Annotated in this window: 31 protein-coding genes; 3 read left to right on the plus strand and 28 right to left on the minus strand. The window is 35.2% G+C overall.

Annotation, left to right across the window (positions count from 1 at the left end; genetic code table 11):
• Positions 1–183: 183 nt before the first annotated feature.
• Positions 184–1,548: an alpha/beta hydrolase family protein gene (locus MUB18_RS02835; protein WP_248754917.1), complete on the minus strand. Its 1,365-nt coding sequence runs from the start codon at positions 1,546–1,548 to the stop codon at positions 184–186.
• Positions 1,549–1,839: 291 nt separating this feature from the next.
• Positions 1,840–2,412, minus strand: a complete 573-nt coding sequence (locus MUB18_RS02840; RefSeq protein ID WP_094771525.1) for a hypothetical protein — start codon at positions 2,410–2,412, stop codon at positions 1,840–1,842.
• A 320-nt stretch (positions 2,413–2,732) separates the two neighbouring features.
• On the opposite strand from MUB18_RS02840, the gene MUB18_RS02845 reads away from it, so the two are divergent.
• Complete coding sequence (locus MUB18_RS02845; protein WP_094771526.1) at positions 2,733–3,470, plus strand: lysophospholipid acyltransferase family protein; 738 nt, start codon at positions 2,733–2,735, stop codon at positions 3,468–3,470.
• Here the strand turns inward: MUB18_RS02845 and MUB18_RS02850 are convergent, their stop codons facing one another.
• Together MUB18_RS02850 and MUB18_RS02855 are read right to left on the minus strand one after the other, a co-directional pair.
• A complete protein-coding gene (locus MUB18_RS02850; RefSeq protein ID WP_248754918.1) occupies positions 3,471–4,601 on the minus strand; it encodes a glycosyltransferase family 2 protein in 1,131 nt (376 codons plus the stop codon).
• Positions 4,585–5,562, minus strand: coding sequence for a flippase-like domain-containing protein (locus tag MUB18_RS02855; RefSeq protein ID WP_248754919.1), 978 nt, complete (start codon positions 5,560–5,562; stop codon positions 4,585–4,587). The genes MUB18_RS02850 and MUB18_RS02855 overlap by 17 nt, the downstream gene beginning before the upstream one ends.
• Positions 5,563–5,684: 122 nt before the next feature.
• Here MUB18_RS02855 and ruvC point away from each other — a divergent pair, with 122 nt between their 5' ends.
• Positions 5,685–6,251 (plus strand): crossover junction endodeoxyribonuclease RuvC, encoded by a 567-nt coding sequence (ruvC, locus tag MUB18_RS02860; protein WP_248754920.1) that lies wholly within the window; start codon positions 5,685–5,687, stop codon positions 6,249–6,251.
• Positions 6,252–6,253: 2 nt separating this feature from the next.
• On the opposite strand, the gene MUB18_RS02865 is transcribed toward ruvC, so the two are convergent.
• Complete coding sequence (locus MUB18_RS02865) at positions 6,254–7,297, minus strand: hypothetical protein (protein WP_045755616.1); 1,044 nt, start codon at positions 7,295–7,297, stop codon at positions 6,254–6,256.
• A gap of 223 nt (positions 7,298–7,520) precedes the next feature.
• Between MUB18_RS02865 and MUB18_RS02870 the strand changes: the two genes are divergently transcribed.
• Positions 7,521–7,994, plus strand: coding sequence for an Lrp/AsnC ligand binding domain-containing protein (locus tag MUB18_RS02870; RefSeq protein WP_045754637.1), 474 nt, complete (start codon positions 7,521–7,523; stop codon positions 7,992–7,994).
• 55 nt (positions 7,995–8,049) lie between these two features.
• Here MUB18_RS02870 and MUB18_RS02875 read toward each other — a convergent pair whose 3' ends face one another.
• The 23 genes from MUB18_RS02875 to rplX form a co-directional block, all read right to left on the minus strand.
• Positions 8,050–9,114: a M20 family metallo-hydrolase gene (locus tag MUB18_RS02875; protein WP_045754638.1), complete on the minus strand. Its 1,065-nt coding sequence runs from the start codon at positions 9,112–9,114 to the stop codon at positions 8,050–8,052.
• A complete protein-coding gene (gene proC, locus MUB18_RS02880; RefSeq protein WP_045754639.1) occupies positions 9,107–9,910 on the minus strand; it encodes a pyrroline-5-carboxylate reductase in 804 nt (267 codons plus the stop codon). Before proC ends, MUB18_RS02875 begins: the two co-directional genes overlap by 8 nt.
• Before the next feature lie 11 nt (positions 9,911–9,921).
• On the minus strand, positions 9,922–10,719 hold the full coding sequence (gene argB / locus MUB18_RS02885) for an acetylglutamate kinase (protein WP_045754640.1): 798 nt from the start codon (positions 10,717–10,719) through the stop codon (positions 9,922–9,924).
• Positions 10,720–10,764: 45 nt separating this feature from the next.
• Positions 10,765–11,730, minus strand: a complete 966-nt coding sequence (locus MUB18_RS02890; protein WP_248754921.1) for an acetylornithine carbamoyltransferase — start codon at positions 11,728–11,730, stop codon at positions 10,765–10,767.
• Positions 11,731–11,749: 19 nt separating this feature from the next.
• Positions 11,750–12,883, minus strand: a complete 1,134-nt coding sequence (locus MUB18_RS02895) for an aspartate aminotransferase family protein (RefSeq protein WP_248754922.1) — start codon at positions 12,881–12,883, stop codon at positions 11,750–11,752.
• A 139-nt stretch (positions 12,884–13,022) separates the two neighbouring features.
• Positions 13,023–13,520 carry a 50S ribosomal protein L17 gene (gene rplQ / locus MUB18_RS02900; protein WP_045753993.1) on the minus strand — a complete coding sequence of 166 codons (498 nt, stop codon included), beginning with the start codon at positions 13,518–13,520 and terminating at the stop codon, positions 13,023–13,025.
• A 73-nt stretch (positions 13,521–13,593) separates the two neighbouring features.
• Positions 13,594–14,586 (minus strand): DNA-directed RNA polymerase subunit alpha, encoded by a 993-nt coding sequence (locus MUB18_RS02905; protein WP_045753992.1) that lies wholly within the window; start codon positions 14,584–14,586, stop codon positions 13,594–13,596.
• A gap of 91 nt (positions 14,587–14,677) precedes the next feature.
• The gene (gene rpsD, locus MUB18_RS02910) at positions 14,678–15,286 is read right to left on the minus strand and encodes a 30S ribosomal protein S4 (protein ID WP_045753991.1); all 609 of its coding nucleotides are present in this window, start codon (positions 15,284–15,286) and stop codon (positions 14,678–14,680) included.
• Positions 15,287–15,344: 58 nt separating this feature from the next.
• Positions 15,345–15,734, minus strand: coding sequence for a 30S ribosomal protein S11 (rpsK, locus tag MUB18_RS02915; RefSeq protein ID WP_045753990.1), 390 nt, complete (start codon positions 15,732–15,734; stop codon positions 15,345–15,347).
• A gap of 10 nt (positions 15,735–15,744) precedes the next feature.
• Positions 15,745–16,122, minus strand: a complete 378-nt coding sequence (gene rpsM / locus MUB18_RS02920) for a 30S ribosomal protein S13 (protein WP_045753989.1) — start codon at positions 16,120–16,122, stop codon at positions 15,745–15,747.
• 27 nt (positions 16,123–16,149) lie between these two features.
• Positions 16,150–16,266, minus strand: coding sequence for a 50S ribosomal protein L36 (rpmJ, locus tag MUB18_RS02925; protein ID WP_038702005.1), 117 nt, complete (start codon positions 16,264–16,266; stop codon positions 16,150–16,152).
• A gap of 46 nt (positions 16,267–16,312) precedes the next feature.
• Positions 16,313–16,531 (minus strand): translation initiation factor IF-1, encoded by a 219-nt coding sequence (gene infA, locus MUB18_RS02930; protein WP_002997456.1) that lies wholly within the window; start codon positions 16,529–16,531, stop codon positions 16,313–16,315.
• A gap of 74 nt (positions 16,532–16,605) precedes the next feature.
• On the minus strand, positions 16,606–17,388 hold the full coding sequence (gene map, locus MUB18_RS02935; RefSeq protein ID WP_045753988.1) for a type I methionyl aminopeptidase: 783 nt from the start codon (positions 17,386–17,388) through the stop codon (positions 16,606–16,608).
• Between the two features lie 9 nt (positions 17,389–17,397).
• Positions 17,398–18,735: a preprotein translocase subunit SecY gene (gene secY / locus MUB18_RS02940; protein WP_045753987.1), complete on the minus strand. Its 1,338-nt coding sequence runs from the start codon at positions 18,733–18,735 to the stop codon at positions 17,398–17,400.
• Positions 18,736–18,738: 3 nt separating this feature from the next.
• Positions 18,739–19,185 (minus strand): 50S ribosomal protein L15, encoded by a 447-nt coding sequence (gene rplO, locus MUB18_RS02945; protein WP_045753986.1) that lies wholly within the window; start codon positions 19,183–19,185, stop codon positions 18,739–18,741.
• Positions 19,186–19,299: 114 nt separating this feature from the next.
• Positions 19,300–19,479, minus strand: coding sequence for a 50S ribosomal protein L30 (rpmD, locus tag MUB18_RS02950; RefSeq protein ID WP_045753985.1), 180 nt, complete (start codon positions 19,477–19,479; stop codon positions 19,300–19,302).
• A gap of 5 nt (positions 19,480–19,484) precedes the next feature.
• Positions 19,485–20,003 carry a 30S ribosomal protein S5 gene (gene rpsE, locus MUB18_RS02955; RefSeq protein WP_038695504.1) on the minus strand — a complete coding sequence of 173 codons (519 nt, stop codon included), beginning with the start codon at positions 20,001–20,003 and terminating at the stop codon, positions 19,485–19,487.
• A gap of 12 nt (positions 20,004–20,015) precedes the next feature.
• The gene (gene rplR / locus MUB18_RS02960; protein ID WP_186812817.1) at positions 20,016–20,378 is read right to left on the minus strand and encodes a 50S ribosomal protein L18; all 363 of its coding nucleotides are present in this window, start codon (positions 20,376–20,378) and stop codon (positions 20,016–20,018) included.
• Positions 20,375–20,929 (minus strand): 50S ribosomal protein L6, encoded by a 555-nt coding sequence (gene rplF / locus MUB18_RS02965; protein ID WP_045753983.1) that lies wholly within the window; start codon positions 20,927–20,929, stop codon positions 20,375–20,377. Before rplF ends, rplR begins: the two co-directional genes overlap by 4 nt.
• 20 nt (positions 20,930–20,949) lie before the next feature.
• Positions 20,950–21,351 carry a 30S ribosomal protein S8 gene (rpsH, locus tag MUB18_RS02970; RefSeq protein WP_244914430.1) on the minus strand — a complete coding sequence of 134 codons (402 nt, stop codon included), beginning with the start codon at positions 21,349–21,351 and terminating at the stop codon, positions 20,950–20,952.
• Positions 21,352–21,486: 135 nt separating this feature from the next.
• Positions 21,487–21,756 carry a 30S ribosomal protein S14 gene (gene rpsN / locus MUB18_RS02975; RefSeq protein ID WP_021190937.1) on the minus strand — a complete coding sequence of 90 codons (270 nt, stop codon included), beginning with the start codon at positions 21,754–21,756 and terminating at the stop codon, positions 21,487–21,489.
• Entirely contained in the window at positions 21,749–22,318 is a 570-nt protein-coding gene (gene rplE / locus MUB18_RS02980) for a 50S ribosomal protein L5 (protein WP_045753981.1), read from the minus strand. The genes rpsN and rplE overlap by 8 nt, the downstream gene beginning before the upstream one ends.
• Positions 22,318–22,665: a 50S ribosomal protein L24 gene (gene rplX, locus MUB18_RS02985; RefSeq protein WP_045753980.1), complete on the minus strand. Its 348-nt coding sequence runs from the start codon at positions 22,663–22,665 to the stop codon at positions 22,318–22,320. The genes rplE and rplX overlap by 1 nt, the downstream gene beginning before the upstream one ends.

The raw sequence follows: 22,665 nt of genomic DNA on the forward strand, positions 1-22,665 counted from the left end.
GTATAGACAAAGATATAAACCTAATTGAATTGCAAAGAAAAGTTATAGAGGCGGAAATATACTAAAATGTATTGTAGAGACCACATAAAGGGGCTTCTATATTCGAAAATAGCAATTTACAACGTTATCGTATTTTTAATAAATTTGATGGGATGTCACTCAAATAATACATTCAGTCGTCCATTAACCTAAACCGTGAATCCATTTTACAATATCTAATAAAACTTCATTATTTATCGTTTCACTGATTTGTTCATATTCAGACACTGCGCCAGTATTTGCTTTTTGAAATAAGTGATTTAAACCTTCATACTCTTTTAAAACAGTTTTCGGATTAGCGGGTAAGTTCGATTTCAAACTCTTTAAATTTTGTTCAGCTGGTACTTGCACATCAAGACTGCCAAATGCGGCATAAACAGGTACTGTGATCTTCTTAATAAAAGGAACCGGATCTATGCGCATGAAATACCGATAAGATGGTAACAAAAGTGTCTCAAGCTCGAATTTGCTCGCGGAGTTCAATTGTGCGGGATCAATTTTCATGTTATCAAGAATCATTGCCATCGCTTCATGGTGAGGTTTCTTACTCTTAACAATTTCAAAATTCTTTCTATTGATTTCCTGCGCATGAGCTAAAGCGAGATCTGTCATACCAGCGACCTTGCCTATACGATATAATTGGGAAATCATCAACGAATCAATTGGTATCGCTGGTCCTGCTAAAGAAACTATAAATGAAAGCGATGGAAGCTTTTGCCCTGCTAATAACTCGGCTATTAAACCTCCTTCACTATGTCCAATAATACCAATTTTACTGGGATCGACATTAGGTCTCTTCTTTAAAAAATCTATCGCAGCCATAGCATCTTTACTGAAATTCTCGATGGTCCCATTTATAAAACTTCCTTTTGAAAGTCCAACACCACGATCATCATATCGAAGTACAACAATATTGTTTTTTGTTAAAAAATCCGATAATATACGAAATGGTTCATGTCCCATTAGCGTCTCATTCCGATCTTGAGGACCACTTCCTGTCACTAAAACAACTGCCGCAAACTTACCTTTCTGCCTTGGAGAGGTTAAAGTACCGCTAAGAAGCACATCATCATATTTATTCCTAAAATTGACATCTACAGTATCATAATCGTAAGGGGGTATTACGCGTTGTGATTTAATTACCTGAGTAACCGTGGGAGTTTTTCCTGTTTTGGAAAGATCTAATTTGGCTCGAAATGCCCCTTGTTGAAATTCTCCGCCTATCAAATCATCCTTTTCCATTTTACCAATATACGTGATACCGCCTTGAATAATAACTTCGATGCCAGTGCCACTTATATGAGCTTGTGCAGGGATTCCAAAGGCTCCTTGATCGGGACTATCTGCTTTAGCTTTCCATAGACCTCCTTCTTGCGACAAATGAATAACAAAATTCAAATTTGAATTGCCAACTTTTAGAATTCCTGTCCAACTTCCAGCAAAATTTTGAGAATAAACAGTTATTGTACTCAACAATAAAAGCAATAAACTAATTATATTTTTAACCATTCTTTGTAATAAAATATGAATAAAGTAGATGAAACTACTTTTACTAACAGAACTAATACCAAAATCAAGCCATGATAATGCTTTATTAAAATATACGATCAATATGAAATGCTGGGACGGTGAAACGCAAGACCTTTATGAAATAAAAACCACCAATATCAGCGAATTTGGTATAAAATTTATTATGTCGATATACGATCTTCCACGAATCTAAACTGAATATTGACAATCAAATGAGCGAATAGCAATAAGCTCTCCTAGAACAAATAAGCAGCCGGATATAGTAAAATGTTATTCACTGGGATTTTTAAGAAACTCTTGATTTACTTGGATGGCAATACGGATTAATTCATCTTTTTTTTGAGTACCAATTAAAAGTCTAGATCCATCTTTAAATATTAATTGTAAACCGACTGACCCTTTTGTATTGTAAGCTTTGCCCTGGCTACCATTTCGATATCCCCAGCCGCCATAATCGGCGATGGGATTATAATCCTTAACATACAAATCATCTAGTTGTGACCACAGAATCAATTTGGTTTTTAGTAGAAATGGGAAAAACTGGATAGCTATTCCCTCTTCATTTATAGTCGTTTTTAAGTTTATAAAAGAAAAGAAAATAATGATACCTACTACGATCCAAAATGCTGGATTGAAATTCATTTTACTAAAATCACCTTTGAATATATTGACTACATCATAATTTACTGTAGATAGTAGCAAAAAAATCATTAAGACGATCATCCACCAACTCCAAAATGTTTGTTTCTCTTGAAATTTCATATCATTCAATACAGTTATAGCGAAAAAATTTACGATAAGATTATCTCCTTCATTGCGAAAAGTTGGATCACTGTTAGTCATTTGATTGGCCTGTTTGCCAAAGGAAGATAGATTTAAATAAAATAGATCAATATAATTCCTTTTACTTTAAACTAAATGTGTTCAATATATTCCAAATCAACTTCTGTGATAATCTGTATAGCAAGAAGTACAGATTACTTTCACAAATACGGTATTTATTAAAATGTTTTAATCTGACCTCCCTAAATATAAACATTATTAAATCAAAAATATATTTTACGAAAGTGAACTTGAATAATATTAAGAACATCTAACCGCAATAATTATTTGTAAACTATATTAATAATTATATTTGCTGTAAATAATAATTAGATTGAAACATGAAGAAGATTATTGGATTTATTCTGACACCTATATTTTATTTCTTTTTTGGCTTATGCCTTTTAATTTTTCATCCCATTCAATGGTTAAGTCTTAAATTAGGAGGATATAATATGCATAAGAAGAGTGTCGATCTACTCAATTTCTTTCTTACTTATTGCAATTGTCTCCTTTTCAATAGCGTAACTTTTATTGATAATAAAAATATCCCTACGGGGCAACCCATAATTTTTGTTGCGAATCATCAAAGTACATTTGATATACCGGCTATGATCTATTTTTTAAGAAGATTTCATGGCAAGTTCATCTCCAAAATAGAATTAGCCAAAGGCATACCCAGTATATCTTTTAATCTAAAACATGGAGGAGCAGCGAATATTGATCGTAAAGATTCAAAACAGTCCATAGGAGAGATTTTAAAACTTGCGAATAATATGAAAACTAAAAATTGGTCTGCTTTTATTTTTCCTGAAGGGACACGTACAAGAAATGGTAAAATGAAATCTTTTCACGTGGGTGGAATCGCTACCATATTGAAAAAAAATCCAGATGCACTTATTGTTCCAATAGCCATTAATGGTTCTTATGAAATGACTAAAAGTGGTTTATTTCCGCTAACACCTTTTGTAAAGATGAGTTGGGAAGTATTGGATCCAATTGATAAAACCGATAAAACTTTAGAAGAAATAGTTTTAGAAGCGGAACAAAAAATTCGTATGAGAGTCAAAAATGGTTAATTATTTGACTTGCCTTCCTTTCCAATCATATTTCCCAATATTACCCAACACCCCTATATACACGAGATAAATAATATGTAGAGAAGACAGAATCGGTAAGTACTTCATTAATTCCTCTCTATTGGAAAATCGCGTCAAAGGTTGTATAAACAAATATTCAACTATTATCTTAGCAACAAGGACGACCAGAAAAGTAAAAAGATAGGTATAATGATAAAATAGACCCGCTAAAAGACAGGCTAGCATACAAAAATTAAATAGCCAAATCGTAATTCCTAGTAAGACGATTGCTTTGTTTTTATATTTAGTACTTTTTGATGCCCAACGCTTGCGTTGGCTGATAAATGATTTCAATGTGGGTTTAGCATCAGTATATACAATTGCGTCAGTAGATTTACAAAAACCTATCTTATGGGGATATTTAGCAGCAACTTTATGTAAAAATAGTTCGTCATCACCCGAAGCCAACTCATCAATTCCTGAAAATCCACCCATTTCATAGAATACATCTTTACGATAAGCTAAATTTGCACCATTACAAGTTGTTGGGTTTTTATTTCCAATACCAGCAGCTCCCAAACCTATTAAATATAAAAACTCAAGTGTTTGAAGTCTTTCAAAAAAGGATATTTCTTCTGAATAAACAACTGGCGAAGATAACATGTATAAATCTTGAGTTTCAAAATAACTAATGATCGTTGTCAACCAATTCTCATCCATACGACAGTCAGCATCTGTCGTAACGATAATATCTCCACTACATAAATCAATGGCTTTTGAAATAGCTAATTTCTTATATGAGTTCAATTTATTACTCTCATTGAGCTGAATCAATTGCACTCCTCTGTCCGCATAGGACAATACAACTTCACTTGTACGATCGTTAGAATGATCATCTATCACAATTAACTCGAGCAGTTCCGAAGGAAATCTTTGATGCAAAATAGCTTCGATAGTCCTTGCGATCCCAGACTCCTCATTGCGAGCGGCGATGATAACTGAAACTCTTCTCGTTGGTTTGTAATTGGATATAACGGTCGGTATCTCAAACCAACCCTTACGCATATACAGCACCAATGCAATATAGATCAGTGCTAATAATATTGTTAAAAAACTAAGACTTAGAATCACCAAAAAAATTTATTTTCAAAACAAAAAAAGAACCTAAAAAAGCTGGAAGTATTAGGTTTACAAACCAAATACAGGATACGATTGCCATTACGGCCAGCTCTTGGTTCGTTATATAACTATAAAGATTACCGGCAACAAAACTTCTTACACTAAAATCAAAAATATCCAATGTAGGTAATGCTGCCTGTACGAAGAACAAAATGAATATCATCAAAATCATTGCCATGACTGGCAATTCTGGCAAAATAACCAACATTAAAATAATATATTGCGAAGTAAAAATGATAAATCGAGCTAATGAGATCAAGATGACCACTAACAATTCCTTAAAAGTATATTCTTCCAAAATGGAGAAGAATGGTTTGATACGTTTCAGAAAACCAATTTTTCCAACGATAACATCTACCCAATGAACATTAAAATATAGAACTAAGAAACCTGTAGCATATAGAATTGCTAATAACCAAATACCAAACCCAATAGATAAAGGGGTTTCCATGTAAGTACATGCAAACCAAGCGATGCTTAATGCTCCCGCTATACTAGTCAATACCAATTGAGCAAATAAACCGACACCCATAGCGACAGCACCCTTAGCTCGATTTTCAGGCTTTAAAAACAAAACTCTTCCACCGTATTCACCAATTCTATTTGGAGTAAAGATAGCCCATGTTAATCCACTAAATACGGACTGGAAAGCTTTACCTAAGGATATTCTTTCAATTCTTATCGAGAGATACTGCCATTTAACAACTTCAAGCATCCAATTTACAAACATTAAAAATACAATAAGACTGAAGGTCAACCAAAAATAATGAGGATCAATCCCAGCTATCAGTGTTTTAAATTTCAGCAGATTATTTGGATCTGATAATTGCTTATAAATGTACCAGCCAGCAAAAGCCAAGACTGCGATTTTAATCAATATACCACTATATTTTTTTTGTGCTTTTGTCAGCATTTCTCAATTTTGGAAACAATGTTACTAAATTTTAGTCAAAGCTAAAGCTATTTTATGGCAATTGTAGTATCCTTTCGTCCTTGAATTTATATCCATATCGAATAAAAAATGTAATATTGCACATGCAGAAGGAGAAAGCGAAAGAAAGAATTATTTTAGGCATTGACCCTGGAACAGTTGTTTTGGGCTATGGGGTAATACGAGAACAGGGAAATAACATTAGTCTGATAACAATGGGCGTAGTTAAAATGGGACACCTTGATGATCATGCGCTCAAACTTCAACGCATATTTAAAAAAACGACAGCTTTAATCGAGGAGTATAAACCTGATAGTGTTGCTCTAGAGGCACCATTTTACGGCAAAAACATTCAAGTAATGCTTAAGCTCGGTAGAGCGCAAGGGGTTGCTATGGCCGCAGCGCTTAATTTTAACATACCAATTTTTGAATATGCACCTAGAAAAATTAAACAATCGGTCACTGGCAGTGGCAATGCCACCAAGGAACAGGTGGCAGGGATGCTCAAGTCCCTATTAAAATTCAATGAAACTCCAGAATTTTTAGATGCGACTGATGGACTGGCTGCTGCAGTTTGTCATTCTTTTCAAAAAAATGCGAGCACAGGTAATAGTAAAAGTTACAGTGGATGGAGTGCTTTTGTGAAAGATAATGAGAAAAGAGTCAAATAAGCTTATAGCTGCACTTGTCTAATTACATTTTTCACATTCAATTCTACAATATCAGTCATAGTTTTACATCTCAGATACTGCTCATTCTCATGTGAGATGGCATAAGCTTCGCGTAATTGCTTAATATTTTCCTCTGTAGATAATTGCTGAGTTTTTGATGCATCTCTCAGATCTGCAATTCGATGCCTCTCACTACGTACCCGATGGACAATCGAAGATCGTTCTTCTTGTTGATACTGCGATACTGTTTTATCAGTTAAATGCTCCATAGACAGCTTGACATAAGGAAAATTCTCTTTAAAAAACTGGGGCATATAGACTTTAGGATTGCCTTCATAAAATTGTTGGTCAAAATCAATTGCACGAATTCGAAATTGAAAATCATCAAAATCAGGAGTGATTTGTACAACGAAGTTATAAGCACGCATGTCTCCTAATAAAGATATAATACAACGTTCATTAAATTTGACAAACTCTTTAGAGATTCGAGTAAGATTATAATCAGGTGTATACATTCTTTGTTTAGCAAAAATATCTCCGGGAATACCCACAATATGCTCTTCCACTAATGTCTCATGATCTACCATATAGTTCACTTGGTTAGGAGACAATATCTCTTCCAATTCCAATCCGTAAATACGTGAAGCATCAGCCTGTTTGATATAAAAGTAATCATAAACATCATTCAAACGATTTACAATTCTAATTCGAAATGGTCTGGTATTTCCAAACGCGCAATATTCGACACGATCAATATACTTATGCTGCACAATTCGGGTATTACCAGATGCCTTTAAATTGGCGTAAATTACTTTCAAACCATCGTAAAGTTGATCGATTAGATATGGTGGATATAGTGGCGTTTCCCAAAAAGTATCATTCCCGTATTTGTCCATAACAGGTATGGTCTCAGTAAAGGAGAGTAGATCCTTATAACTGATAGGTAGTTTTGCGTCACGTTGATATAAACGTAAATATTTATGTAAACCCTCTCCCACAGCATAAATGGGTTTTTTTCTTGAAATTTTAACGTCTTCTATTTCCATAAATTTGGCATTCATGACTTAAAGTCAATAATAATCAAAATGATATAAAAAATTGTTATTCAAATATCACATTAATAATATGTATATAAAATTTTTACTAAATTTACAGACATAAACCAACAAATCTTAGTATTTTTGAAAAATTTAAAATTTTAATCTGTGACGATTATAAAAAACAATATGTCATCGACACTGATTAACTTAATTAATAACAGCACATTTAATGGAAAACAACTATTCTAATTACGATTTAGACAATCTTGATATTCAGATATTATCAATTTTGATGAATGATGCGTCTATTCCTTATACAGAAATAGCAAAAAAATTAATTGTATCTGGAGGTACCATCCATGTTCGCATGAAAAAAATGGAAGAATTGGGTATTATTAAAGGATCCAATCTCATTATAAATCCACAAAAAGTAGGTTTTGATATCACTGCTTTCTTAGGTATTTATCTTGAAAAAGGATCTCAATATTCAGATGCTGTTTCACAATTAAAAGAAATTAAAGAAGTTGTTGAATTACACTACTGTACAGGTCAATATAGTATCTTTGCCAAAATCATCTGTAGAGATACTGTACATCTTCGTAAAGTATTGAATGAAGATATTCAATCGGTACAAGGAATTCAACGTACTGAAACCATTATATCTCTTGAAGAAAGTATAAAAAGACAGATTAGTTTAGTTTAAACTATGAAATCTTATATAAATAAAAAAGCACAAAATATATTTTGTGCTTTTTTATTTATATAATTTTTTCTAACATGCTTATATAATCGTCGATACCATTCCGTATTTCTTCTATAAAAATAAATTCATCTGCCATATGGGAACGCCCAGAAAAACCTGGCCCCAATTTTACTGAAGGAATTCGTAATAACGCTTGGTCACTCATAGTGGGAGATCCATAAGTCTTCTTTCCAAGGCTAATGCCTGATAAAACAAAAGGATGATCTTCTGGAATTGAAGAAGAACTCAATCTAGTCGATCGCGCTGAAACATCCGATAACACGTGCTGTTTTATAATTGCCAATGTTTCTTCATTACTATAAGCATCCGTTGTCCTGACATCAACGACAAAATTGCAAGTCGCTGGTACAACGTTATGTTGTTCTCCACAATGAATCATCGTAACAGACATTTTGATCGGACCCAGTTTATTGGATTCTCGTTCAAATTGGTAAGATTTAAACCACTCAATGTCTCGAATAGCCTTGTAAAGAGCATTTTCACCTTCATCTCTTGCTGCATGCCCAGCTATACCGTGCGCTGTACAGTCCAATACCATTAAACCCTTTTCGGCAATAGCAAGATCCATTAAAGTTGGCTCTCCGACGATGGCAAAATCCAAAGTTCCTAAATCAGAAATTATTGATTCTATCCCTCCTTTTCCAGATACTTCCTCTTCCGCTGTCGCTGCCAAACAAAAATTATATTGAAGATCAGATCGATCGTAAAAATAAAGAAATGCAGCAATTAGAGAAACCAAACATCCTCCAGCATCATTACTCCCTAATCCAAAAAGCTTACCATCTGCTTCATCGGGCGAAAACGGATTTCTAGTGTAACCAGTATTGGGTTTTACTGTATCATGATGTGAATTTAATAAGATAGTAGGTTTAAGAGGGGAATAATTTTTATTATAAACCCAAATATTATTTCCTTTACGATACGACTTAATTTGTTTTTTATTAAAAAATTGAGCAATTAAATCGGCTGTTTCACCCTCATCCCTACTAAAAGAAGAAATTTTAATCAGTGATTTCAGTAATGTTAAACTCTCTTCAAATAATTGAACACGATTATTCATTATATAAACCTCCAGCCTTTTGAGCAGATAATTTAATACCTTTTATAAAGGCGGAGCTGAAACCATGATGCTCCATTTCATTCAAACCTGCAATAGTACATCCTTTAGGGGAAGTTACCTTATCAATTTCACTTTCTGGATGCGTTTGTGTTTGAAGTAACAAGTCAGCTGCACCCTTAGCTGTTTGAACCGCCATCTTTAGTGCATCATGGGCATGAAAACCGATTTCTACACCTCCTTGTGATGCCGCTCGAATAGCTCTTAAGAAAAAAGCAATTCCACAAGCGCACAGTGCTGTCGCCGAAGTCATTAAATCTTCATTTATGACAACAACTGCTCCAACGGTCTCAAACATCACCTCTACTTCTTTAACGATATGAGCTGCTGCAGTATCCGTAGCAATACAAGTCATTGATTGTCCAATAGCAATTGCCGTATTAGGCATTGCTCTTACGACCGATGTACCTTGTCCTAGCACTTCTTTAATATCCAAACAGCTCACTCCTGAAACAACAGACACAAAAATTTGATCAGAATCCTTCACTATCGGGGCAATTTCTTCCAGAACTTTCCGTAACTGTTGCGGTAAAATTGCAAAAACAATAATATCAGCATCTTGAACGGCCTGTACGTTATTGTCTGTGACGACAAATCCTAACTGGCTTTCATGACTTAATGCTTTAATATTACGTCTTGTTAAAGTAATTTGTTCTGCTTTGCAAAATTCACTCTTAACTAAACCTTTTGCAAGTGACAAACCAATATTTCCTGTTCCGATAATGGTGATTCTTTTCATGATTCAAAATTCTATTTTAAGGTTAAACAAGTTCCAAATTGCCCTTGTTGGAACAAGTGCAAGTTATTGGCATGACCAATATACACATTCCTAACACCTTTTTGTATAGCATCAAAAGCATTTTGCAGTTTTGGTACCATACCATCATGGATTGTACCATCTTCCTTTAATTTTGGAAACTCATCAGCATGAATTGAATTAATGACCGACTGATCATCTGTAACATCTCTTAATACACCATTCTTTTCAAAACAGTAAACTAAAGACGTATCATATAGAGACGATAGACCAACAGCTAAAGCAGAAGCAATTGTGTCTGCATTCGTATTCAATAACTGGCCTAAACCATTATGAGTGATTGCTGAGAACACGGGAACAAATCCCGCTTCTAAGAATTTTTTAATAGAAGCTGTATTTACAGAATCATGTAAAATATCACCAACAAAACCATAATCAATATCCCTAACAGGACGTTTTATGGCTTTAATAGTTCCGCCGTCAGCTCCACTCAGGCCTATCGCATCACATTTTAACACTTGAAGTTTTGCAACAATATTTTTATTAGTTAACCCTGCATAAACCATGGTTACAATACGTAACATGGCTTCATCTGTGATTCTACGTCCCTCGACCATCTTAGCCTCAATCCCTAGATCACTCGCCATGCGCGTAGCTATTTTACCACCACCATGCACTAAAATCTTTTTGCCTGGTAATGCTGCAAACTTTTCTAAAAATGAATCTAAAAGTAATTCATCATCAATGATATTGCCACCTATCTTTATAATATTCAGGCTACTATTTGACATCTTTCTCTCTAAATCTTCCAAAATAATATATTTACAAGCTTATTTTTATTTCTTTAAGCTCTCTAGCATACGCTTTAATACTACTTGAGCAGCCCAAACACGGTTACTGGCCTCTTTAATGACTAAAGAATTTGGACCATCCAGAACTTCTGATGACAATTCCAAATCTCTTCTAACAGGAAGGCAATGCATAATTTTTGCGTCATTGGTCAACGCTAATTTTTCGTTATCGATTAACCAATTTTCCTTTACAGGATATACCTGTCCATATTCTTCGTAAGAAGACCAATTTTTCACATATACAAAATCGGCCCCTTGAAGGCTATCATTCAAGTTATTCGATACCTTAGCACCATTTGTAAATTCTTCAGATAATTGATATCCATCAGGATGTACAATTGTAAAATCAACTAAACCTTCTGATTGAGCTTGACACATCCATTCCGAAAATGAATTTGGTACTGCTTGCGGTAAAGCTTTTACATGAGGAGCCCAAGCTAAAACAACTTTAGGCTTCTCCGTTTTTTTATATTCTGTGATGGTTATAATATCAGTCAGACTTTGTAAAGGATGACGGGTTGCACTTTCTAAAGAAATGACGGGTACACCACAATATTGAATAAACTTGTTAAATAAATCTTCCGAATAATCTTCTTCTCGATCTTTTAATTTTGGAAAAGAGCGTAAACCCAAAATATCACAATACTCTCCCATAACGGCAGCTGCTTCACGAATATGTTCGACAGTTGTACCATTCATGACAACTCCATCTTGAGTTTCTAGTGCCCAACCATCTTTATCCATATTCATGACCATGACATTCATTCCTAAATTCATAGCAGCTTTTTGAGTACTCAAACGCGTACGCAAACTCGGATTTAAGAACACTAAGCCCAGCGTTTTATATTTTCCTAAAGATTCTAATTCATTGGGATTAGCTTTTAGCTCCAACGCTTCTTTCACTACGTCAGACACATTTGCAACATCCTTAACAGAAAAAAACTTTTTCATATCTATATTTTAATCAAAATTAACCTTTCAAAATTTCAGCAAACGCTGTTAAAAATTGATCAGCCATTTCTTTTGTTGTATTTAATGCAGGTAATAAACGGATAACAGAAGGCTTAGCCTCTCCTGTGAATATTTTATAACTATCTAATAAATCTTTTCTTACATGAGCTAATTCACTAGGCAAATCAATACCTATCATCAATCCACGTCCTCTGACTTCGCTGATCTGTTCAAACTTATTCAATTCGCTTATGAGATAAGCTCCAACTTGAGCAGCATTTTGAATTAAATTGTCTTGTTTAATAACTTCCAGAACAGCAACTGCAGCGGCACAAGCCAAATGATTACCACCAAATGTCGTTCCCAACATACCGTAGGTAGCCACAAATTTGGGAGCTATACTAATTGCACCGATAGGAAATCCATTTCCCATTCCCTTTGCCATGGAATATATATCAGCATCAACACCAGCATAATCATGTGCATAAAACTGCCCAGAACGACCGTAACCACACTGTACAGCATCAGCAATAAATACAGAACCATATTGATCACAAAGTGAACGAATTAACTTAAGAAATGCTACAGATGCTTCACGAATACCCCCGACACCTTGTATTCCTTCAATAATTACAGATGAAATTTCATCGCCATAAGATTGGAATGCCTCAACCAAAGCTTCTTCATCGTTAAAAGGTAAAAATATAACATGATCAGTTTCATTGACCGGAGCAACAATACTTGGATTATCTGTACAAGCAACCGCCAAAGAAGTACGTCCATGAAAAGCTTTTGAAAAAGCAATAACCTTTTTTCGCTTATTATAGAAGGATGCCAATTTTAATGCATTTTCATTAGCTTCTGCACCAGAATTACATAAAAACAAATGATAATCCTCTTTCCCTGAAACCTCACCTAATAATCGAGCTAATTCACGTTGAATAGGAATCTCGACAGAATTAGAATAAAATCCAATTCGATTTAATTGTTCTGTCACACGTTGAACATAATGTGGATGCGTATGACCAATTGAAATCACAGCATGACCACCATATAAATCCAAGTAAGCATTTCCTTCGGCATCCCACACCGTCGAGCCCTGTGCTCTTACAATATTAATTGGATTAATGGGATAAACGTTAAATAAGTCCATTGATAATGAATAAATAATTAAATGAGAAACATAAGTCCGATATGCATTGCAAATATAGCTAAGTCTTCCTAAAAATCAGTTAAAAATAAAAAAGCCTATCATTTTCATGATAGGCCTTATATCTAAAAAAGTTAAAGAACTAGTCTTTGTTTTCTTCTTCTGTAGTAGTAGTAGCATCAGTTTCTGCTGGAGCTTCTTCAGTTCCTTCAGTTTTTTTCTTAGAAGTACCACGACGACGAGTTGCTTTTTTCTCAGTAGTAGCTTTAGCACCGTAGATTTCATTATAGTCAACCAATTCGATGAATGCCATTTCAGCGTTATCACCTAAACGATTTTCCATTTTGATAATACGTGTATAACCACCTGGACGATTAGCTACTTTTTCCGATATTTCACGGAATAATATAGTAACAGCCTCTTTATCTTTTAAGTAAGCGAAAACAGTACGACGAGAGTGAGTCGTATCGTTTTTAGATTTAGTAATCAAAGGCTCAACATATTTACGTAAAGCTTTAGCTTTTGCTAAAGTAGTTGTGATACGTTTATGTTTTACTAATGACGTTGCCATGTTAGCTAACATTGCCTTTCTATGGCTGTCAGTACGGCCTAAGTGATTTACTTTTTTTCCGTGTCTCATTTTTAATTTAATTTTAATGTATATACCGTCTCTACACAGAGGGAATTATATACAAGCCGCTTATTTTAATATATTAATCTTCGTCTAATTTATATTTAGACAAGTTCATTCCGAATGATAAACCTTTCGATTTAACCAATTCTTGAATTTCGCTTAATGATTTCTTACCGAAGTTTCTGAATTTCAACATATCTGCTACGTCATAAGTAACTAATTCAGATAATGAACGAATATCAGCAGCTTTCAAACAGTTCAATGCACGAACTGAAAGATCTAAGTCAACTAATTCCATTTTCAAAATTTTACGCATATGTAAAATTTCTTCATCAACAACTTTAGTTTCTTCCTTAGTTTGAGACTCAAGAAGCATATTTTCATCAGAAAATAAGATAAAGTGTTGAATTAAGATTTTAGCTGCTTCTTTTAAAGCTTCTTCTGGATGAATAGAACCATCAGTAGAAATATCTAACAACAATTTCTCGTAGTCAGTTTTTTGTTCTACACGGTAGTTCTCAATGGTAAATTTAACATTCTTAATCGGAGTAAAGATCGAATCAATCGCGATTAATCCTACAGGACCATCCACGACTTTATTCTCATCAGCATTTACATAACCACGACCTTTAGCTACGCTCAATTCTACTTCAATTGTAACCGAGTTATCCATGTTACAGATAACCAAATCAGGGTTTAATACTGTAAAGTTGTTTGAGAATTTTGTGATATCACCAGCTGAGAATTGCTCTTGACCATTGATTACTACAAATATCTTTTCGCTATCACCTTGATCACCTGTTTTTTGAAAACGAACTTGTTTCAAATTCAAAATAATCTCAGTAACGTCTTCAACTACACCTTTAATAGTTGAAAATTCGTGCGAAACGCCTGAAAACCTTATCGACGTAATTGCATATCCTTCTAATGAGGACAATAAAATACGGCGCAAAGCATTACCAATGGTTACACCAAAACCAGGCTCCAATGGACGAAATTCGAACGTACCATCAAAATCTGTAGATTTTTGCATGATAACTTTATCCGGTCTTTGAAATGCTAAAATTGCCATTTATTTCTTTTTAAAGTTTTTGTAATAATACTTGCAATACAATAGAATATGCATAATCCATGATGGACTATGCATATTACTACTTTATTTATTATTTAGAGTATAACTCTACGATTAAGTTCTCTTTGATGTTCTCAGGAATGTCAGATCTCTCAGGGTAACTTAAGAAAGTACCTGTAAGTTCTTTAGCATTCCACTCCAACCATGAGTATTTGTTGATAATTCTACCAGCAACTGAATCAGTGATTGTTTCAAGCGTTTGAGAACGCTCACGAACAGCGATTACATCACCTGGACGTAAGCTATATGATGGAATGTTAACTAATTCACCGTTAACAGTAATGTGTTTGTGCGATACTAACTGACGAGCAGCAGAACGAGTAGGGGCGATACCTAAACGGTAAACCGTGTTATCTAAACGAGCTTCTAATAATTTCAAGAAGATCTCCCCTGTAATACCTTGTTTTGAGGCAGCTTTAACAAACAAATTAGCGAATTGACGCTCTAACACCCCGTAAGTGTATTTTGCTTTTTGCTTTTCTAACAACTGAATAGCGTATTCAGATTGTTTACCTCTGCGTTTAGATGCTCCATGTTGTCCAGGAGGATAATTCTTTTTTTCTAACGCTTTATCTGGGCCGAAAATCGGCTCTCTAAATTTACGGGCAATTTTGGACTTAGGTCCTGTATATCTAGCCATTTTTTTTCTCTTAAAGTATCTATTAGCCTTTAGCTAATGAATCTTATCTTTAACCTAATTAAACTCTTCTACGTTTTGGAGGACGACAACCGTTGTGAGGAAGTGGTGTAATATCTTTGATAGTAGTTACATCAATTCCAACAGTTTGCAATGTTCTGATAGCCGACTCACGTCCAGCACCAGGTCCTTTTACGAATACTTCTACTTTACGTAGACCTAAATCGTATGCAACTTTACCACAGTCATTTGCTGCTTGACCCGCTGCGTACGGTGTATTCTTTTTAGAACCTCTAAAACCCATTTTCCCAGCACTTGACCAAGAAATAGTTTGACCTTGATTATTAGTCAAAGTAACAATGATATTATTAAACGTAGCATTGATGTGTGCTTGACCAACAGGCTCAATTACAACAATACGTTTTTTTGCAGCTTTTTTACTTTTAGCCATTTCTTAATTTTTATTTAGTAGCCTTTTTCTTGTTTGCAACTGTCTTACGTTTACCCTTACGAGTACGAGAGTTGTTTTTAGTGCGTTGACCACGAACTGGTAAATGCTTACGATGACGTAATCCACGGTAACATCCAATATCCATTAAACGTTTGATGTTTAATTGAATCTCTGAACGCAATGCACCTTCAACTTTAATTTCATCAGAAATCAATGTACGAATTGCTGCCAATTGCTCATCATTCCAATCTTGAACTTTAATGTCCTGACTGATTCCCGCCTTATCTAAGATAAGCTCCGCTGTTGTACGACCGATACCAAAAATGTAGGTAAGGCCGATAACACCCCTTTTGTTTTTAGGTAAGTCAATACCTGCTATCCTTGCCATATATGTTTAGCGATTATTTTTAATTAATTAACCCTGACGTTGTTTGTACTTAGGGTTCTTTTTGTTGATTACAAAAACTTTTCCTTTGCGACGAATGATCTTACAATCAGCGCTACGTTTTTTTATTGATGCTCTTACTTTCATGATCTTAATTATTTTCAAAAGCTTGCACTATCAGACAATCAACCCGTTACTTATAACGGTATGTGATACGTCCTTTAGTCAAATCATAAGGAGACATTTCTAATTTAACTTTATCCCCAGGCAAAATTTTGATATAGTGCATACGCATTTTACCAGAAATATGAGCAATAATTTCATGCCCATTTTCCAATTCTACCCTAAACATAGCATTAGAAAGTGCCTCTCTAATTATTCCATCTTGTTCAATTGAGGCTTGTTTAGCCATATATTCTTGATTATTATTTTGTTAAATAGCCTGCAAACAGGAGTGCAAAGATATATAAAATAATTGAAAATCAACTATTTTTCACCTAAAACTTTCTCTACATGTTCAAATGTCAACAACACATCGGGCTCGCCTTTACGAATAGCGACCATTTGTTCGAAGTGCGCTGACAGTTTACCATCAACAGTACTTACTGTCCATCCATCATCCCAAAATCTCACGCCTGCTTTTCCTGCGTTGATCATTGGTTCTATACAAATAACTAAGCCCGACTCTAATTTGGCACCAGAACCACGTTTACCGTAGTTAGGTACTTCTGGTTTTTCATGTAAATGAAGACCAACACCATGTCCAACCAGTTCTCGTACAATACCAAAACCGTATTTAGAAACATGCTCCTGTATCGCTGCACCGATATCACCTACACGTTTTCCAGCGACAGCTTGCTCTATGCCTTTGTACATAGATTCTTTTGTTACATCAAGTAACAGCTGCGCTTCTTCAGTAATATTACCAACACCAAAAGTGTAAGCTGAATCACTAATGAAACCGTTAAGATTTACGCCACCATCAACAGAAACAAGATCTCCATCTTTGATTATATAATCACTAGGAAATCCATGAACGATCTGATCGTTAACAGAAATGCAAAGTGAGTATGGAAATCCATGATAATTAAGGAACGCAGGCGTCCCACCATTATCATGGATAAACTCGTAAGCTAATTTATCAAGAGATAAAGTGGTTATGCCAGGTTTAATAACCTGAGCAACTTCACCAAGCAATTGCGAAAGCACATTTGCTGACAATCGCACTTGCTCGATTTCTTCCTCTGATTTATAATATACTTTAGACATCTAAAGAATTTAAATTGCCGACTGATCTACACCTTCTACTGCCGCAGGAGTTCTTCCTTTAATGCGTCCAGTTTTCATTAATCCGTCATAATGACGCATCAACAAGTGGCTTTCAATTTGTTGCAAAGTATCCAACACAACACCTACCAAAATCAATAAAGACGTACCTCCGTAGAAATGCGCAAATTGATTATTAATACCGAATAAACTTGCAATAGCAGGTAATATAGCAATGATCGCAAGGAAAATTGCACCAGGGAATGTGATATTTGAAATCACACGATCAATAAAGTTACTTGTTTCTAGACCTGGTTTAATACCGGGTACAAATCCTCCATTTTTCTTCATATCATCAGACATTTGCTGAGGATTAACCATAATTGCTGTATAAAAGAATGTAAATGCTATAATTAAAATAGCAAAGGTTACATTATATGCAACAGATGTATAATTACTCAACGACGTTAAGAAATCTGATTGAAGATTAGGGAAAAACTGACCTAGACTCATAGGCACAAACATAATCGCTTGCGCGAAAATGATTGGCATTACACCAGCAGCATTTACCTTTAGAGGAATATACTGTCTAACTCCACCCACCTGTTTATTTCCAACAATTTTCTTTGCATATTGAACTGGGATCTTACGAACACCTTGAACGATTAAAATCGTAAATACAACAACAAAAAATAAAGCTAAAAATTCCAGTAATAATGGAATTGGTCCACCACCACCTTTACTCATACGTGATACCCACTCCGCGGTAATACCACTTGGCAATTGTGCGATAATACCCGTCATAATGATTAAGGAAATACCATTACCAATACCTTTATCAGTAATTTTCTCTCCTAACCACATTACAAACAAAGTACCCGCTGTCAAAACTATTGCAGTAAGAATAGTGAACATTGGATCTGCTAACGTTTTTGCTGAAGGCTCAATTTGAGTTCTCACATACGCAAACGCTTGAAGCAAAGTAATCGCTAACGTTAGATAGCGCGTAATTTGATTCATTTTAGTACGACCACTTTCACCCTCCTTCTGCATTTTTTGGAAATAAGGTACCGCAATGCCCAGTAACTGAACAACAATGGATGCCGATATATAAGGCATTACCCCTAATGCAAAGATAGCCGAACGAGAGAATGACCCCCCTGCAAACATATCTAACAAACCAAGTAAACCTTCTTTCTGACCAGAGGCCAAAGCTTGAGGATTCACTCCAGGTAATACAATATGACATCCAATACGGTAAATTAGAAGAAATAGCAACGTATTCAAAATACGTGTACGTAGATCATCAATTTTCCAAATATTGGTTAAGGTTGTGATTAGTTTCTTCATTTATTAAAGTTTAACGATAGAACCGCCTGCTGCTTCAATAGCTTGTTGAGCAGTAGCCGAGAACGCATGCGCTGTAACTTCAACTTTTGCTTTCAACTCACCACGACCTAAGATTTTTACTTTGTCTTTCTTAGATACTAAACCGTGTGCAACCAATTCCTCTAAGTTTACAGTTGTCAAGTTATGTTTCTCTACCAATTCTTGTAAAGCATCTAAGTTTACACCATTATACTCAACACGGTTTAAGTTCTTGAAACCAAATTTAGGTACACGACGTTGCAAAGGCATTTGACCACCTTCGAAACCGATTTTCGTTGAGTGACCTGAACGAGAACCAGCACCTTTATGACCACGTGTAGAAGTACCACCGCGACCAGAACCTGTACCACGACCAATACGTTTACTACTTTTTACGGAACCTTTTGCAGGTCTTAAATTACTTAAGTTCATTTTAAAACTAAATTGTGTTAGGCCTTCGCTTTCACTAAACAGGTCCTAACGATTAAAAAATTGATTATAATAAAGTAATGGAAAGAACGATAAAGTTCTTTCCATATGCTTATATTAAATAGTTTCGATAGCTACTAAGTGATTTACTTTTCTCACCATACCAATAATAGCTGGTGTAGCTTCAACTTCTACTGAGTGATTGATTCTTTTCAAACCTAATGCCTCAATAGTTTTCTTTTGGCGCTCGCTTCTGTCGATAACGCTCTTTATCTGGGTGATTTTGATTTTTGCCATGATAATTAACCGTTAAATACTTTGTTTAAATCGACACCACGGTGCTGTGCTACTGTATATGCATCACGCATGTTAGCTAAAGCATCAATAGTTGCCTTTACCACATTATGTGGGTTAGATGAACCTAATGATTTTGCTAATACGTCTTTGATACCAGCAGACTCTAATACTGCACGCATAGCGCCACCTGCTAAAACTCCTGTACCCGCAATTGCTGGTTTAATCAAAACTGAACCTCCAGAATATTTACCATATTGTGAGTGAGGTACAGTACCTTTGATAATAGGAACTTTAACTAAGTTTTTCTTAGCGTCGTCAATTCCTTTCGTAATTGCTTCAGTAACCTCTTTCGCTTTACCTAAACCGAAACCAACGATACCGTTTTCATCACCTACAACCACGATTGCAGAGAAACTGAAAGTACGACCACCTTTAGTAACTTTAGCTACACGTTGGATACTTACTAAGCGATCTTTTAATTCAATCTCGCTTGATTTTACTCTTTTTATATTGCTTAATGCCATTTCGTTCTATGATTAAAAGTCTAAACCGCCTTCGCGAGCACCTTCAGCCAAAGATTTGATACGGCCATGGTATAAGTACCCATTACGGTCAAAAACTACTTTACTAATTCCAGCTGCAACTGCTTTTTCTGCAACTAATTTACCTACCGCTTTTGATTGCTCAACTTTGTTGCCTGCAGCAGCAAAATCTTTTGAAGCACTAGAAGCAGACACTAATGTCTTTCCAGCAACATCATCAATGATTTGAGCGTAGATACCTTTATTACTTCTAAAAACTGACAAGCGTGGACGCTCTGTTGATCCAGCCAGGTGTTTTCTGATTCCTTTTTTGATTCTCTCTCTACGAGATGCTTTATGTCCTGCCATGGTTATTATTTTTTAGCTGATTTACCTGCTTTTCTTCTTAATACTTCACCTACAAACTTAATACCTTTACCTTTATATGGCTCTGGTTTACGGAAGCCGCGGATTTTCGCTGCGATTTGACCGATTAATTGTTTGTCGATAGATTCCAAAGTGATAGTAGGGTTTTTACCCTTATCAGCAGTTGTTGTTGCTGTAATTTCTTTTGGCAACATAAATACAATCTGGTGAGAGAAACCTAAAGTTAACTCTAATACATTACCTGTGCATGTTGCACGGTAACCTACACCGACTAATTCTTGAGTAGTTTTGTAACCTTCAGTTACACCGACAACCATGTTGCTCAATAAAGAGCGGTATAATCCGTGTAATGCTTTGTGTCTTTTTTGATCTGTAGCACGAGTTACTACGATGTTTCCATCTTCTTGAGCAACTGTAATGTCACGATCAACTTGTTGTGTTAATTCACCTTTAGGGCCCTTTACTGTAACTAAATTCTTGTCAGATACAGTCACCGTTACACCAGCAGGCATAGCGATAGGCGCTTTTCCAATTCTTGACATTTCTTTGTGATTTTCCTAGATTAATAAACGTAACATAAAACTTCACCGCCAACATTTTGTAAGCGAGCTTCTTTGTCTGTCATAACTCCTTTAGAAGTTGACAAAACAGCGATACCCAAGCCGTTCAAAACACGAGGCATAGTCTCAACACTTGCATATTTTCTTAAACCAGGTTTACTCACACGTGTCAACGTACGAATAGCCGAGATTTTGCTAATTGGATTGTATTTCAAAGCAATTTTGATTGTGCCTTGAACTCCAGTCTCATCAAATTTGTAATTAGCAATGTAACCTTTGTCAAAAAGAACTTTAGTAATTTCTTTTTTAAGGTTCGATGCAGGAATTTCAACAACCCTGTGGTTGGCCTTAATGGCATTCCTTACTCGTGTAAGGTAATCCGCTATTGGATCTGTATTCATTATATATAAAAGTTGTGACAACGGTTTCCTTTCCAACTTTTGGAGCAGACCTTTTGTCGATTAATAAATTTTAACGTAAAAAACCCTAGCAAATCTGAAAAAAGATTTGCTGGGGCAAAATTACTTATTTTTTTGATATTACCAAGAAGCTTTTTTAACCCCCGGGATTTTACCGTCTAATGCCATCTCACGGAATGTTACACGAGAGATACCAAATTGACGCATATATCCTTTAGGACGTCCTGTTAATTTACAACGGTTGTGTAAACGAACTGGAGAAGCATTCTTAGGCAATTTATCTAATGCAGCATAATCACCAGCAGCTTTTAACGCAGCACGTTTGTCAGCAAATTTAGCTACTAATTTAGCGCGTTTTACTTCGCGAGCTTTTAATCCTTCCTTAGCCATTGTTATTAGTGTTTTGATTTTTAAATGGTAAACCGAATTGTTTCAACAATTCTAAAGCCTCAACATCATTTCCTGCACTAGTCACGAAAGTAATGTCCATACCTTGAATTTTGTTGATTTTATCAATGTTGATCTCAGGGAAAATGATTTGCTCAGTAATTCCTAAGTTGTAGTTACCTCTACCGTCGAAACCTTTATCGTTGATACCACGGAAGTCACGAATACGTGGAAGTGATACAGCGATTAAACGATCTAAGAACTCATACATGTTGTTATCACGCAAAGTAACACGCGCACCAACAGGCATACCTTTACGTAATTTGAAGTTTGAGATATCTTTTTTCGATTTAGTTGCAACAGCTTGTTGACCAGTAATTAATGTTAACTCTGCAATAGCGTTATCAATTAATTTTTTATCTGAAGTGGCAGCACCTACACCTTGTGAAACAACGATTTTCTCAAGTTTAGGAACCTGCATAACACTTTTATACTGGAATTTTTCTTTAAGTGCAGTACGGATTTCCTCCGCATATTTCACTTTTAATCTTGGTACGTAAGTCATTATTTAATTTCCTCCCCTGATTTTTTTGCTACACGAACAATTTTACCATCTTCGTTAACTTTACGACCTACGCGAGTAGGAGCTCCTGTTTTAGGATCGATTAAAGCTAAGTTAGAAATATGGATAGCTGCTTCTTTTTCAATAATACCACCATTAGGATTAGCCGCACTTGGTTTAGTGTGTTTTTTGATGATATTAGCGCCTTCTACAACAGCTCTATTAGCATCCACTAAAACTTGCAATACTTTTCCTTGAACACCTTTAGAGTTACCAGCGATAACTTTCACTAAATCACCTTTTTTGATTTTGATTTTGTGTGTAGTTGTTGTTGTTTTTTTGTATGCCAT

The sequence above is a fragment of the Sphingobacterium sp. PCS056 genome (genome assembly GCF_023273895.1).
In the GTDB taxonomy this organism is placed as follows: Bacteria; Bacteroidota; Bacteroidia; order Sphingobacteriales; family Sphingobacteriaceae; genus Sphingobacterium.